The organism is Vibrio casei (assembly GCF_002218025.2).
GTDB classification, from domain to species: Bacteria; Pseudomonadota; Gammaproteobacteria; order Enterobacterales; family Vibrionaceae; genus Vibrio; species Vibrio casei.
On the sequence record NZ_AP018680.1, the window covers coordinates 978387 to 993027 of the forward strand.

Genomic DNA, 14641 nt, shown 5'->3' on the forward strand with positions numbered 1-14641 from the left:
AGTCGTTTTTACACCTCGCCAGCCCCCATTCTATAATGGTATTGTTAACTAAGAGTCTTAAGTGACCCTTAATCCATAAAGTGGAAATATATATAGCGCAGTGTGACATTATGAGTTTGTTAGAAGATATCTTGAAGAAAACAGGACCATGTCTAAGCTCGGACTTGGTACAAGAATTGGTTGAAAAGCATCACTTGTCTCATGATGCAGCTCGGAAACGGGTTTCACGGACAGGGAAGGATATTTATCGTCTTGAAGGCTTGCCTTTGCCTAGGAATATGAAGTTTGTTTATTTAAGGAAAGATTACCGCTCTCCTTTCTTTTGGACTGCATTATATAAGGCGTTCAAGGATACAAACTCTGCTTATTGGCATGCTATTGCCGCGCTCAAGGAGCGTGGTGGTGTAATGCTTTATGACCACTTTCTTATTTCATGCGGAGCCCCACTAAGGCAGAAAAAGCATACCCCACCAGAGAAAATTCTAGAGCGTCTAGAGATGCATGAAATTTTATCAGTGAGGGAAATTGACGGTTTTGGGCGTTGTGTTCTTCTTACCCAGTATGAACAGGAACTTCAATTTATCCTTCCAGATATACGGGCAAGGTTTATTGCAGAGAAAATCTTGATGGGTGCTATTTCTCAGTGGGCTAAAAACCTTGGTTTAGTGAGCTACAACATCTTCACAGATAGAGATGCTGAAGAGTTACCATCGGTGAGTACCACTTTATGGGATATGGCGGGGCCATCGTATATATCTCCATTAGTTAATATGGGTAAGGATGAAACCTCTAAGGTTAAGCCAGGTTTTTTTGCCTGTGACATCCTGCTAAACAAACGACTCAGTGAAGATGGAATACAGCCGTTTCTGAGAAAGTGTAGAACGCTACGTGGGTTGCCTAACGTTGGGCGGTGTATGCAAATGTTTGTTGCTAATGAATATCATAAAGAAGCTTTCAGGCTGGCAAAAGAAGCTGGTGTATTACCAGCGACCGTAGAAACGCTTTTTGGGCATGATGTTGCTAAAGGACTAACAAGCTTGCTTCGGACATTAGAGAGTGCGGCTCATGCTGTCACTATAGAGCCGGAAAGGTTTAATGAGTTATTTGACCAACTCGGAAAGATAGAGGGAGCGGTTGGTAACCTAAGAGGTGTCTTATTTGAGTATTTTTCAGCTAGTGTAGTTGAGAAAGCCTATCGCACTTCTTGTGTCCGGTTGAATGAACTATGCAAAACGCTTGATGGGAGTAGTGCCGAATCAGATATCATCGCTGAATTAAATACAGGGCAAATTTTATTTATTGAGTGTAAAGGCCACCAGCCAAACGGAACCGTTTCGCATGATGAAGTGAAGCGATGGCTTCAGGTGAGGGTGCCAACACTTAGAAAGTATGCTTTAGAGCATCCGGACTGGAAGAAAAAAGAGCTTTGCTTTGCTTTGTGGACTTCGGGTGGATTTTCTGAGGATTCCCTAGAATTGCTGTCGCAAGCAAAGGAGAACACTAGTAAGTACAAGCTAGATTATTGTGATGCAGAAGCTGTTCTGAAAATTGTCAAAAGCTGTAATGATAAAGAAATGCTTAAGACTTACTTCAAGTGTTTTCTTGATTACCCGCTGAAAAAATTAGAGAAAGAATGGCTGAACGCCCTCGATAGTGAGAGCGTTTGAGCGTTGATTACCAAATCGGAGTTGTATCGGCATCGTAGAACTCTATGTCTATGCCTCGATTGAGAAATCTATCTGCATTTGCCATTGATTCACGGTTCCATTCTTCATTTTCATCGCCGTAGATACTGATGAAGACTTTGTTTACTCTACTGCGATTAATTTGGTCGAATATGTGGCGGTCATTATCTGCTATCGAATGACCATGGATATACAAGACACCCTCGAGACTACCTAAAGCATGATAACAAGCGTTGAGGTAGGGGTTGTGTTTAATTTTCTCTAGTTTTTTCTGATGGGTCGGTTCTGATACAAATAGCGGAAACTCACCAGCCCTCTCTGTCAGACTAGTTGTCGCGCTTAATATTCAACCATTAAACAGAGGGCGTGGAGTAACAATGAAACATTATTCAGCGCAAAGCAAAGAGTCGGCTCTTCAGAAGATGATGCCTCCAAATAATATAGCAATAGCCCAATTATCAATCGAGATGGGGATTGGTGAATCAACCTTGTATAATTGGCGAAAACAAGCAATTGATAAGGGGCATTTAGTGCCAGGTGATGGAAAGAATGCTGAGCAGTGGTCATCAGCAAATAAATTCTCAGTCGTGTTGGAAACAGCCTCTTTAAATCAAGCTGAGTTAGCGGAATATTGCCGAGGCAAAGGTCTTTATGTGGAACAAGTATCGGCTTGGCGAAATGCGTGTATAGATGCAAACGCTAACGTTAAAGAGCAAGAAAAAGCCTTCTCCACCGAAACAAAGAAAGATAAAAAACAGATCAATCAATTAGAAAAGGAGCTACGTCGAAAAGATAAGGCACTCGCTGAAACCGCAGCACTATTGGTGTTAAGAAAAAAAGCAAATGCGATCTGGGGGGAAGCCGAGGACGAATGATCCTCGACTCAGCTCGCATTCAAGCAGTTAAACTAGTTAATGAAGCTGTGAGTTCTGGTGCGCCAAAGTTTAAAGCTTGCCGTGAACTTGGGATCAGTGTCCGGACGTATCAACGTTGGACTGTTGACGGGAACATAAAAACAGATGGTAGACCAATATCTCAGCGCCCTGAGCCAAAAAATAAGCTATCAAAAGCAGAGAGAGATAACATATTAGCCATCGTTAATAGCGATGATTTTAAGAGCTTACCACCAAGCCAAATCGTCCCTACATTAGCAGATGAGGGTATTTATCTTGCTTCTGAATCAACATATTATCGTGTTCTTCATGAAGAAAAACAGCAAAACGCTCGCGGACGTAGTCAGATAAAAGAGAGAAAAGTACCGACGACACACTGTGCTACAGGGCCAAACCAAGTGTGGTGTTGGGATATTACTTGGTTACCAGGCCCCGCTAAAGGGCTGCATTTTTATTTATATTTGATACTCGATATATTTAGTCGAAAGATTGTTGGATGGGAAATTCATGATGACGAATCAGCAGAAAATGCATCAATATTAATTAAGAAAGCTCATTTAAAAGAAGGAGTTAAAGATAATCCTCTGGTACTGCATTCGGATAATGGAAGCCCAATGAAAGGCTCATCAATGCTTGAAACACTTTATAGTTTAGGTGTCGTGTCGTCTTTTAATCGTCCTAGGGTGAGCAATGATAATGCTTATGCTGAGTCGATATTTAAAACGTGTAAATATCGCCCTGACTATCCGTATAAAGGGTTTTCAACAATTGATGAGGCGCGTAGTTGGGTGTTGAAATTTAGCCACTGGTATAATTTTAACCACAAACATAGTGGCATCAAATACGTCAGCCCACATCAAAGGCATTCAGGATTAGCGGGTGACATATTGGCTAATAGAAAAGAAGTTTATCAAGGTGCTAAAGATGCTCACCCTGAGCGCTGGAGCGGTAATATCCGTAATTGGGATTTACCAAAAGAAGTGTACTTAAACCCTGAACAAAATAGTGTCAAGGCTGAGAGTGCATAACGTAGTGATCGCGACAACTAGTTTGACAAACACCGCCAGCATCTAGCCATCTTCTTACTTGATCTACAATCGCATCCCAATCTTCGGGATCATAAACCCTCTTGTAAATGCCGTAATCGTTGTTGTAGAGGTGAAGTCCACCATGCAAAAAGTGTAGGTTTTGAGTTCGCTGTTGCCACTCATCCCCGTTGAAACCATCTTTCATGCCACACCATCTATCTGGTCTGTATGGTTGGAGGTTGGTTTTGTTTACAGCCCAATAGAGCAGCATATCGTAGTTGAGTGAGAAGATGTTCGAGAAACGAGTAAGAAATCTTCTAGTAGAGATGAAACGATCATCACTAATAGCACCGGGACGATGAGGATGAGTGTTAGCGATAACTTCAATCAGTGAGTCTTTTAATTGCTCTTGGTCACCTCTAATCTGATTGATTATGTCCCAGTCTACTCTGTAGGTTTCGCAAACTTGTTCTGCTGATTGCAATGAGTGCATTACTTTTTCAAAATCGAATGTGTCAAAGCGTTCAAAAATGTCCCTTAACTCACGATCACTATCTCTGAAGTTAGCTTCATCAAATAAATTTTCGTAGTTAAAAATCCCGTTATTGCATGATCTGGAAAAACCATTGGCAAGCAGTATTGACGGACGCTCCCACTCCTCCAATAGTTCAAGAGTATCTTCAAATGTTTGTAGTGGCACTGGCGTTTCTCTTTATGTGTTTTATAAAACTGTATTAATTTATTGAATACAGTTCTACATAGCTTCATCACACTTAAAGAAAAAAGAGCTGGAGACGAAAAATTGGATATATGGAATCAGCTTTCTAAGGTTTGGTCATCAGACAACGAATACTCTACTCTTCGGATATCCCATTGTCGACGCTTCACTGGTGTAGTGGGTTAAAAAAAATTGGTCACTGTTTGTAGTTAACGGGCGTATTTTACATAGAAAAAGTTATCTGGACGTTAGGTATCCACACTTCGTAACTCGGTTATGTCCAAGGGCGTGTTGACGTCGATCTCGACAAACACGTCCTTGCCCCTAAGCTTGCTACGCTTTTAAATACGTTAGAGATAGTCAGCTAGTTTTGATGTACAAGAAGTAATGCATGGCAAAACGCAAGATTTGGCCCCATTTCCTATAGAAGCTGAAGTTATCGAGTACATGATACAAAAAGACCACTATGTAGTGGGGACGCATCAAGACCGAAAGTTGGATATTTTATTGTTTGGTGGGGAGCCTAAGCACCATCAGATCAAAGGCCTTGAACAAGATGGAAAGAATAACGTTATTAATCTGAGTTGATAATTAGTATTTTCGATTGGAAATAAGCCGCAAGTCAAGAATCGCCTATATAGAGCATGTTTTTATTAGATAAGTGCTTATGCATATTATATTATTTGCCTATGTTAAATAACGTAAACATACGTTCTATTTTGGTGTTAATTACATGGCAGAGACTTCGAACATTGCTGCAGTTGCTGAGAAGGTATCCCTTGACCTTTTTCGATGGTTTAAATGGGAAATGATAGACGCTAAAGATCTTAACTTTAAGTGTCATAAGGGAGCAAAACATAAGACGAGTAGCCAGGAAAAGGTTACTCATCCTGTAGATGTGGTTTTCAAATATTTGGATCCATACAAGGGGAAATATGTTCTTTTCAATACAGATCTAAAAAGCTATGCAAAAGGCTCGATAACTACAACTTCTGTTAGAGATGCATTAGTTTCTTTGGCTTATACGATCGACTGTGCTGAAGGGAGTGAGGAGTGGAGAAACCGCTATGCCTTGGGTTTAAGTGATTATGATATTCGCGGGATGCTGTTTGTATACAACCATGATGGTCAATACAAGACTGACTTTGTAGATCTTTTTAAAGCGAAAGTGAGTCCAAAGACTGGAAAGCTTGGAGGGGGGATTAACTTAAGTAATATCCCCTTAAGAGAAGGTCAGCAGTTACACGTAATTGAGCCCAACATTATAACATATATGCGTACGGTTATCTCTGATATGGACAAACTTCATAGAGAAGGTTCATTTCCTGAAAAAGCTTACTCTTTCTATTACCCTGACTTGCTTCAGCATAAACTGAAAGGTGATACGTCAAAGCACCCCGCTACTATCGAGTTGATATGCGGTCCTTATATGATCGTTAAGCACAAAGCTGTTACCAAATGGTGTGAAGAGAAGCAGGTTCCTCAGGAAACCTACCCACAGGGGTACGTTATTTACTATAACCAGAAGGGTGAAAGTCCACTCGATTTTATTTATCTTTTCGATTTACTCTCAAACCTCCAGATATTAAGAACAAAAGATGAAAGAATTCGTATCCGAGTAGCGTACAAAAAGCCATTCGATGACATCACAAGTAGTTATGAAACTGCAGTGGCGCTGTATACCCAAAGTCTGGGCGGTGATGAATACAAAGCGGGGATATTATCAGCAATTGAGTTTACGATTATTGAGCAGACAAAAGATATTTTTTGCACTTCAGATATAGGATGGAAACGAGGTGAGTAACGGAAATTTAAACGCAGCAACAGACAAAGCTATCTTTGACGCCATGAACCAGTCTCGTGTGACTAAAGGTGATATATCTGAGTTGTTCTTTCAGCGTGGCGTAATCGTATCCAGCTCAACGGATAAAGAAACGTTAGCTAAGGAGTTTTCTTCGTTCTTTCATAGTCATGCTGATTACGACAGGCTTGCTTCTATTCTAGGTGTGAATAATCGAAAAGAAAGGCTTACTACTTTCGGAGTGGAAACGTCATTAAAAGCTGTTGACGTTGAAAATTCGGTTAAGAAAATTAAAGATAAGTTAAATGAAGAAGGTGCATCGGTTAAGCACGTAGTTTTAAAAGATGGGCAGAAAATTGAGCTTAGGGTGACATACCAAGTTCTTAACTTGTCAAAAAATGATTTTCAACAAGTTAGTGTGCGTGATGCAGTAATTTCGATTGAAGATACTGATGACGGTCTCAATATTCGTTACCCACAAAACTCAAAAGTCCAAGAGTTTAGTGACATCATCATTGATGTGTTGGAATCAAAAGATAAAGATCTAGATAGAATGGAAATTAACTTAACCTCTTTAGAAGAGCCTGAAAGTCGAAGTAAGTTTTTCGGTCTTCTCATCGAGAAAATGGAAGGCTATACGTTAAAGGATGTAACGGATGCGTTTGTATTCGGTGTTTGTCAAACTAGTTGTCGCGATCACTACGTTATGCACTCTCAGCCTTGACACTATTTTGTTCAGGGTTTAAGTACACTTCTTTTGGTAAATCCCAATTACGGATATTACCGCTCCAGCGCTCAGGGTGAGCATCTTTAGCACCTTGATAAACTTCTTTTCTATTAGCCAATATGTCACCCGCTAATCCTGAATGCCTTTGATGTGGGCTGACGTATTTGATGCCACTATGTTTGTGGTTAAAATTATACCAGTGGCTAAATTTCAACACCCAACTACGCGCCTCATCAATTGTTGAAAACCCTTTATACGGATAGTCAGGGCGATATTTACACGTTTTAAATATCGACTCAGCATAAGCATTATCATTGCTCACCCTAGGACGATTAAAAGACGACACGACACCTAAACTATAAAGTGTTTCAAGCATTGATGAGCCTTTCATTGGGCTTCCATTATCCGAATGCAGTACCAGAGGATTATCTTTAACTCCTTCTTTTAAATGAGCTTTCTTAATTAATATTGATGCATTTTCTGCTGATTCGTCATCATGAATTTCCCATCCAACAATCTTTCGACTAAATATATCGAGTATCAAATATAAATAAAAATGCAGCCCTTTAGCGGGGCCTGGTAACCAAGTAATATCCCAACACCACACTTGGTTTGGCCCTGTAGCACAGTGTGTCGTCGGTACTTTTCTCTCTTTTATCTGACTACGTCCGCGAGCGTTTTGCTGTTTTTCTTCATGAAGAACACGATAATATGTTGATTCAGAAGCAAGATAAATACCCTCATCTGCTAATGTAGGGACGATTTGGCTTGGTGGTAAGCTCTTAAAATCATCGCTATTAACGATGGCTAATATGTTATCTCTCTCTGCTTTTGATAGCTTATTTTTTGGCTCAGGGCGCTGAGATATTGGTCTACCATCTGTTTTTATGTTCCCGTCAACAGTCCAACGTTGATACGTCCGGACACTGATCCCAAGTTCACGGCAAGCTTTAAACTTTGGCGCACCAGAACTCACAGCTTCATTAACTAGTTTAACTGCTTGAATGCGAGCTGAGTCGAGGATCATTCGTCCTCGGCTTCCCCCCAGATCGCATTTGCTTTTTTTCTTAACACCAATAGTGCTGCGGTTTCAGCGAGTGCCTTATCTTTTCGACGTAGCTCCTTTTCTAATTGATTGATCTGTTTTTTATCTTTCTTTGTTTCGGTGGAGAAGGCTTTTTCTTGCTCTTTAACGTTAGCGTTTGCATCTATACACGCATTTCGCCAAGCCGATACTTGTTCCACATAAAGACCTTTGCCTCGGCAATATTCCGCTAACTCAGCTTGATTTAAAGAGGCTGTTTCCAACACGACTGAGAATTTATTTGCTGATGACCACTGCTCAGCATTCTTTCCATCACCTGGCACTAAATGCCCCTTATCAATTGCTTGTTTTCGCCAATTATACAAGGTTGATTCACCAATCCCCATCTCGATTGATAATTGGGCTATTGCTATATTATTTGGAGGCATCATCTTCTGAAGAGCCGACTCTTTGCTTTGCGCTGAATAATGTTTCATTGTTACTCCACGCCCTCTGTTTAATGGTTGAATATTAAGCGCGACAACTAGTCTGACAGAGAGGGTTTCCTACTCATACTTTGCTTTAGATTATAAGCAGTTATGATGTCTCGATAATCTTTTGAGCAGTACTGACTACCTCGGTCACTATGAACGATAACCTGCTCAGGGAACCCTCGACGGAACAAGGCCATTGATAACGCATCGCAAACCAGAGTTGCCGTCATTCTGGTATCCATAGACCAACCGACTACTTGCCTGGAATAAAGGTCAATGATTACCGCCAAATACAGCCAGCCTTCGCTTGTCGCAACATAGGTGATGTCTCCCGCCCACTTTTGATTCGGAGCCTCTGCCTTAAAATCCTGAGCCAGCAGGTTCGGAGCAACTGGCATTTTATGTTTGCTGTCCGTCGTACACTTAAACTTACGTGCCGCTTTCGGCGTTAAATCCTGCCGCTTCATACTGGCGGCAATGGTTTTAACATTACGGCTATCACCGTTCTCAGCCAGCTCTTTCTGGATGCGCCTTGAGCCATCACGACCTTTGCTATTATCAAAAGCCTCTTTGACCTTCGTATCAAGCTCTTGGCGAGTTACCTCGCGCTGGATGGCCTTGTGGCGATGCTTAATCCAGTAATAAAACCCACTTCGTGAAACACCGAACACCTTAGCCATGCGGGCAACTCTGAAGCAAAGCAGGTGTTCGAGCATAAATTCGTAGCAATCTACTTTAGGTTTTTCGCGAAGTAGGTGGCGGCCTTTTTTACTATATCTAGCTCTTCAGCTTGCTCAGCCAATTGTCGTTTGAGTTTGGCAACTTCAGCGGCTAGATCTTTTTCCCGCTGACTGGTGCTGGTGTCGCTCTTAGCTGACTTACGCCAACCATAGATCTGGGATTCGTGTAACGACAGTTGTCTCGCTGCCGCAGCTACTCCCACTTTCTCTGCTAGCTTCAGGGCTTCTGCTTTAAATTCAGGGGAATGGATAATACGTTTTTTCTTGCTTGTCATGGTTCACCTCGTTAGTGATTGTACTCACTTAACTCGGTGTCCAAAACTGCTGGTGCGGATCATATCCGAAATTAACCAAGTGTCGTGGGTGATTAATTTTTGCCTGTCGATTAGAGGCTTTGCTATACCTCACATAATCCGTTAAGTGCTAATTTAGTAAACTCTATAAAACGTTTCTGTCCAAAAGTTAGTTACAACTAGTATCCATAGATTTAAGATCCATATAACAATAGCTGTCGTGCGGCAGCAGCGAAACCGATTTTATCTGCTAACTTAATCGCTTCGGCTGTGAATTCAGGAGGATGTTTGATTCGTGTTTGCTTAGTTGTCATTGTTCACCTCGTTAGTGATTGTACTCACTTAATCCAATGTCCAAAACTTTTGGTGCGGATCAGTAGATCAGTGAATCTACCTGAATTAATTGAAAATGATGAAATATCTTAATTGGCTATACAGTGGTCTAAATAGTTAAAGCATACTTTGTAAGTGTGAAATCTAATGTTATTTACTGATTATTTTTCATTCTTTTTATTGTATAAACATTTAAAAAGTAGAGAAAAGATGAAATTTAAAATAGTTAATATAAAACAATGGTTTAAACATTTTATAAAAAATAACTTGTAACATTGATCAAGAAGGACAATTATTAGTTGATGAAGTCATTGATTATCTCAAAGCAACCAAAGCACAAAAACAATCGACTCAACGCCTTCTCGTAAACGATCTTAATTTGCCTGCGGTAAAACGCGCGCTTACTCAAATGCGCTCCAACCAAGATTTTATTCCTCTGTCTATATCAGCGTTAGCGCGCTCTCGTGCTGATTGGTTATATGGCATGAATATGTCGAGAGCTTATACGTTACTCGGACAAAAAGCGGGTTACCAAGGCGTATTATCGGTAGGGCGAGTTCAGACGCCGATTCTTGGATTGGTTGTACGTCGAGATGAAGAAATTGAAAACTTTATTCCTCGAGATTATTTTTCACTGCATGCCTTGATTCCATATCAAAACGGCAATGATTCGTTTGATATTCGAGCCAAATGGAAACCGAGCGATGCGATTAAACCGTGGCAAGATGAAGAAGGCCGAGTACTCAATCGCAAGCTCGTTGAAAATGTGGCGAAGCGAATTGAAGGCCAACCGGCAACCGTAAAAGATTCTGAGCAAAAACAAACCAAGCAAGCTCCGCCGCTACCTTATTCACTCTCATCGCTGCAAATTGATGCTGCTCGTCGTTTTCAAATGAGCGCACAAGATGTGCTGAATGTATGTCAGTCTTTGTATGAAAAGCATAAATTAATCACTTACCCTCGCTCAGACAACCGTTATCTACCCAAAGAACATTTTACTCAAGCCAAGGTTGTGACAAGTGCGATTGCCAATAATGACGTTCAACTTGCTAGCGCGGTAGACAAGGCCGATCTTTTGCTAAAATCAAAAGCGTGGAATGATGGTAAAGTGGATGCACACCATGCCATTATTCCGACGCCAAAAAAGATGTCGAGTCATGCTCTATCGGGTCATGAAGCGAAAATCTACCAGTTGATCGCAAGACAATATCTAATGCAATTTTACCCTGCCGCTGTGTATGCAGAATCTAAGTTAGAGTTTGATATTGCGGGGGGGGTATTTGTTGCAAAAGGGCGAGTGCTCGTCTCGGCTGGTTGGAAAAACTTATTACCCGCAGGAAAAGCTACGCAAGTTGAAGAGGATGAAGCCGATCCCGTTCCGGCGTTATCACAAGGTGAAGTATTGATATGCCGTGAAGGTGAAATCAAAGATCATAAAACTGAGCCACCACGACACTTTACAGAATCCACTTTATTACAAGCGATGACGGGTATTGCTCGTTTTGTGGCAGATAAAAATTTAAAGAAAATTCTACGAGATACTGATGGCTTGGGTACCGAGGCAACTCGGGCTGGAATATTAGATACCTTATTTAAACGGCAGTTGTTGCTGCGACAAGGACGAAATATCTTGAGCAGTGAAGCAGGAAGAGGATTAATTCATGCCTTACCATCGGAGTCGACCTATCCGGATATGACTGCACATTGGGAGCACCAACTGCAAGCGATGGCTGAGAAGCAACAACCCTATGCGCCTTTCATGCAAAGTTTACAATCACAAATTGATACCTTAATCCAACAGATCAAAGATAGCCCGGTTCCTGAATCGCTACGCCATTTACCCGCAGTGAAAAAACAGGTGTATAAAAAAAGAGGTGTGAGTAAACCTAAACGCCGGACTAACGTAAGTAACAAGATATAAATAATCGCTCTTATTGATGAATGATGTGCATCGAACATATCATTTTGGTGCAGTTCGCTGAGGGGAATGTACATATAATGTATGATATTTCATAGAGTTATATTTTGGCTTGTTTATTGCTTCTCTGTGGTAGGCATTGCAAGGGTTGTGAAGATAAAGCAATGCTGTCCATGTTAATAGGAGAAGTATTATGGCAAGTCAAAACTCAAATGTTCAGCAAGCGCATCGAGATAGTCATTCTAATCTTAAGCATAAATGTCATGTGTTTTTTCAATCACTATCAGAGCAATTTCACCAAGCTTCATTAGATAATCTTGATGAACTTCAACAACAAAAACTGTTATCGCAATCGCCTTATTCAACGATCTGGGAGCAAGAGTTTTTAAGGGTGAGCATCACAAATAAGCCTTAAAACATGCCTTGAAGTTACTTGGCTATATTATGAAGTTACTGGGGTATATGAGCCTACTGAAATACGTAGGCTTTTTATTATAAAAGAAGCAGAGATTGAGAGAGCTTTCAGTTAGAGTAGAGCGATGATGAGTGTGGAAAAATAATAAGGATTCTCATGAGCATTATATTAGAGTGTATCCGCACGGTTGGACGCGGCGAAAGAGGCAGAAAGCCGCTATCCGAGCAGCAAGCTTTTGATGTTATGGATGCTTACTTAACGAGTAAGGAAGTTGGTGATGATTCGGTTGGCGATGATCAAATGGCGATGCTCTTAATGCTGATCCGTGTTCAGAATGAAACGAATGAAGAAGTAGCCGGATTTGTGAAAGCTTTTCAATCTCGAGTACCGAGCTTAGGTGCAGATATTGATTGGCCATGTTATGCCGGTAAACGCAAAGCCGATAATGGTACGGATCAACCTTGGCATGGTCTAGCTGCGAAAATCCTCTCTCTAAATGGCTATAAAGTTTTACTGCATGGCTATAAAGATGCCGCAAGTGGCCGAACGCATATTGAAGATTATCTTGAAAAGCTGAACATTCCAGTCGCTGAAAATTCACAAGAGGCTCAGCAATTACTAGAGTCCCAGAATATTGCTTATCTTCCTTTGAGCAACTTTGCTCCTATTGCACAAACCATGATTGGCTGGAAAAACCGTTATGGTTTAAGAACGCCAATAAATACGGTTGTTCGAGCGTTAAATCCAGGAGCTGCGAAGATTGGCGTTCGTGGAAGTTTTCACCCCGGTTTTCAGCAACTTCATGCCGAAGTTGATCAAACGATTGATAGAAAAAGCTTATCGGTGATTTCATATAAAGGGCAAAACGGCGAGTCGGAATATAATCCTAAAGTTAGTCAAACTGTGTGGCTGAGTAGCCAAAGTGGAGTCGAGTCTTTTTATTGGCCTGAAATGGTGGATGAAGGGTTACCATTACTTTCAATAACTCAGTGTAAGATTGCTCAAGAAGTCTTGGTTCAAATGGCAAATACGGTAGTCAGTAGTATGGCGTCAGTCTTATTCGCACAAGAAAAAGATTACTCGAAAGCTTATCAAGTCGCGCTTAAATATTGGAAAGATTATTGCAATTCTCAATGTAAAGCAATGTAACTTTTATCGAGTTATTTCTCGTATTTTATTATAATTTATGCGCTCATACCTGAGCGCATTTTTATTTATCCTCCATTTATATTGTCCTAAATACAATAGAGTTTATATGTCACCTTTAACCAGTAATGATTTCAATAGTACGGAGCGGTTTTCTTCTAAGAAAGTAAGTAGAAAGGATTTTCTCGGTATTTTCACCATGGTGATTGTTCCTATGTTTCTGGCGGCTATTGATCAGACCTTACTTGCTGCAGCAACCCCTGCTATCGCTCAAGATTTAGGTGGTATTCAAATCGCGTCATGGATTGCTATTGGGTATTTACTGGCCGGTGCAGCCTCTGTACCAATACATGGATGGCTTGGTGACCGATATGGTCGTAGAAATATTTTGATCGCCGCTTTGTTTATATTTTCGGTAGGTTCGGTCGTGGCGGCATTATCCAGTTCTATGACAATGTTAATTACTGGACGAGTGATTCAGGGGATTGGCGGCGGTGGGCTGATGAGTTTATCTCAAGCGTTAATTGGTGAGTTGGTTCCCCCAAGGCAAAGAGCGCGCTTTCAAGGATATTTTTCCTCAATGTTTGCATTGGCGAGTGTTTCAGGTCCTGTTGTTGGTGGGGTGATTGTCAGCTATTTATCATGGCATTGGCTTTTTTGGGCGAATTTACCCATTGCAGCTTTTGCGGTGTATCGGCTCTGTCAGTTGAAGCAATCCGAAATCCTCTCGAAATCTAGAACAATAGATTGGTGGGGGCTATTATTATTTCCGCTAACGACCACGATCATTATTTATTGGTTATCTTCTGGAGGGCATGAATTTTATTGGAAATCGATAACCAGCTATCAGTTGCTTGGTGCAATATTCATATTATCAATAGTGTTTATTTTTCAGCAGTCTCGAGCTCAAGATTCTTTTCTCCCTTTAACTTTGCTTGCGCGTAAAGAGATTCATATACCACTCATTTCATCTTTTTTGTTCGCAGCTTGTATGTTTTCTTTGGTTTTTTTCTTACCGATTTATTTGCAGTTAGGATTAGGCACGAATGCCGCCATGTCGGGCTTATTATTATTGCCTTTGACAGCAGGTATTATTACTGGGGCATATACAACAGGTAAAACGATCGCTCGTACAGGTGTGCCTAAATGGATGCCAGTAATAGGTATGAGTATTGCAACTTGTGGGTTTGTGCTATTAGGCTTGCTTGAGCCATCAAGGTATTTAACGGGGATACTCGGTTTGGTATGTGGCTTAGGTCTTGGTTCAGTGATGCCTTCAACTCAAATATTAATTCAAACCGTCGGTGGAAAAGCCAATTTAGGGAGAGTGACAGCAATGGCAAGTTTATGCCGTTCATTAGGAGCTTCAGTCGGGACCGCATTATTTGGTGCTTTAACGTATTCGGTGTTTGTCAAACTAGTTGTC

The 14641-nt window shown here is 41.0% G+C and carries 10 protein-coding genes and 4 pseudogenes; 9 read left to right on the top strand and 5 right to left on the bottom strand.

What is annotated here, in order from left to right; all coding sequences use genetic code 11:
* The first annotated feature begins 110 nt into the window (after positions 1-110).
* Positions 111-1667 (top strand): hypothetical protein, encoded by a 1557-nt coding sequence (locus VCASEI_RS04725; protein WP_226983357.1) that lies wholly within the window; start codon positions 111-113, stop codon positions 1665-1667.
* Positions 1668-1674: 7 nt separating this feature from the next.
* On the opposite strand, the gene VCASEI_RS04730 is transcribed toward VCASEI_RS04725, so the two are convergent.
* Positions 1675-2031 (bottom strand): DUF4917 family protein, encoded by a 357-nt coding sequence (locus tag VCASEI_RS04730; RefSeq protein ID WP_197709586.1) that lies wholly within the window; start codon positions 2029-2031, stop codon positions 1675-1677.
* A 31-nt stretch (positions 2032-2062) separates the two neighbouring features.
* Here VCASEI_RS04730 and VCASEI_RS04735 point away from each other — a divergent pair.
* A protein-coding gene (locus tag VCASEI_RS04735) for an IS3 family transposase (protein WP_110957763.1) occupies positions 2063-3606 on the top strand; the annotation gives its coding sequence in 2 pieces (ribosomal slippage) (positions 2063-2528 and positions 2528-3606; 1545 coding nt in all).
* On the opposite strand, the gene VCASEI_RS04740 is transcribed toward VCASEI_RS04735, so the two are convergent.
* The gene (locus VCASEI_RS04740) at positions 3587-4306 is read right to left on the bottom strand and encodes a DUF4917 family protein (RefSeq protein ID WP_238321390.1); all 720 of its coding nucleotides are present in this window, start codon (positions 4304-4306) and stop codon (positions 3587-3589) included. The genes VCASEI_RS04735 and VCASEI_RS04740 overlap by 20 nt on opposite strands.
* A 405-nt stretch (positions 4307-4711) precedes the next feature.
* On the opposite strand from VCASEI_RS04740, the gene VCASEI_RS04745 reads away from it, so the two are divergent.
* From VCASEI_RS04745 to VCASEI_RS04755, 3 genes are all read left to right on the top strand, one after another.
* On the top strand, positions 4712-4912 hold the full coding sequence (locus tag VCASEI_RS04745) for a hypothetical protein (RefSeq protein WP_110957777.1): 201 nt from the start codon (positions 4712-4714) through the stop codon (positions 4910-4912).
* A gap of 145 nt (positions 4913-5057) precedes the next feature.
* The gene (locus VCASEI_RS04750; RefSeq protein WP_110957778.1) at positions 5058-6128 is read left to right on the top strand and encodes a hypothetical protein; all 1071 of its coding nucleotides are present in this window, start codon (positions 5058-5060) and stop codon (positions 6126-6128) included.
* Positions 6121-6849 (top strand): hypothetical protein, encoded by a 729-nt coding sequence (locus VCASEI_RS04755; protein WP_110957779.1) that lies wholly within the window; start codon positions 6121-6123, stop codon positions 6847-6849. The genes VCASEI_RS04750 and VCASEI_RS04755 overlap by 8 nt, the downstream gene beginning before the upstream one ends.
* Here VCASEI_RS04755 and VCASEI_RS04760 read toward each other — a convergent pair.
* The 3 genes and pseudogenes from VCASEI_RS04760 to VCASEI_RS04770 form a co-directional block, all read right to left on the bottom strand.
* Positions 6830-8373 (bottom strand): IS3 family transposase gene (locus VCASEI_RS04760; RefSeq protein ID WP_110957763.1). Its coding sequence is split into 2 segments (ribosomal slippage): positions 6830-7908 and positions 7908-8373, totalling 1545 coding nucleotides; the frame shifts between segments, so codons are not numbered across the junction. The two genes, VCASEI_RS04755 and VCASEI_RS04760, sit on opposite strands and share 20 nt — an antisense overlap.
* Positions 8374-8423: 50 nt before the next feature.
* Positions 8424-9385 (bottom strand): annotated as a pseudogene (locus VCASEI_RS04765) (IS3 family transposase); the annotation flags it as partial.
* A gap of 215 nt (positions 9386-9600) precedes the next feature.
* A pseudogene (locus tag VCASEI_RS04770) lies at positions 9601-9717 on the bottom strand (IS3 family transposase); the annotation flags it as partial.
* 296 nt (positions 9718-10013) lie between these two features.
* Between VCASEI_RS04770 and VCASEI_RS04775 the strand changes: the two are divergent.
* The 4 genes and pseudogenes from VCASEI_RS04775 to VCASEI_RS04790 all read left to right on the top strand — a co-directional run.
* A pseudogene (locus VCASEI_RS04775) lies at positions 10014-11657 on the top strand (DNA topoisomerase III); the annotation flags it as partial.
* Positions 11658-11847: 190 nt separating this feature from the next.
* Complete coding sequence (locus VCASEI_RS04780) at positions 11848-12069, top strand: hypothetical protein (RefSeq protein WP_086959894.1); 222 nt, start codon at positions 11848-11850, stop codon at positions 12067-12069.
* 156 nt (positions 12070-12225) lie between these two features.
* Positions 12226-13218 carry a glycosyl transferase family protein gene (locus VCASEI_RS04785; protein ID WP_086959895.1) on the top strand — a complete coding sequence of 331 codons (993 nt, stop codon included), beginning with the start codon at positions 12226-12228 and terminating at the stop codon, positions 13216-13218.
* A gap of 106 nt (positions 13219-13324) precedes the next feature.
* Positions 13325-14623, top strand: a pseudogene (locus VCASEI_RS04790) (MDR family MFS transporter); the annotation flags it as partial.
* Positions 14624-14641: the final 18 nt, after the last annotated feature.

Bases quoted from the DNA above. Each gene is read 5' to 3' on its own strand.
- VCASEI_RS04725 (WP_226983357.1), top strand. From the start codon at position 111: ATGAGTTTGTTAGAAGATATCTTGAAGAAAACAGGACCATGTCTAAGC.
- VCASEI_RS04745 (WP_110957777.1), top strand. From the start codon at position 4,712: ATGCATGGCAAAACGCAAGATTTGGCCCCATTTCCTATAGAAGCTGAA.
- VCASEI_RS04750 (WP_110957778.1), top strand. From the start codon at position 5,058: ATGGCAGAGACTTCGAACATTGCTGCAGTTGCTGAGAAGGTATCCCTT.
- VCASEI_RS04780 (WP_086959894.1), top strand. From the start codon at position 11,848: ATGGCAAGTCAAAACTCAAATGTTCAGCAAGCGCATCGAGATAGTCAT.
- VCASEI_RS04785 (WP_086959895.1), top strand. From the start codon at position 12,226: ATGAGCATTATATTAGAGTGTATCCGCACGGTTGGACGCGGCGAAAGA.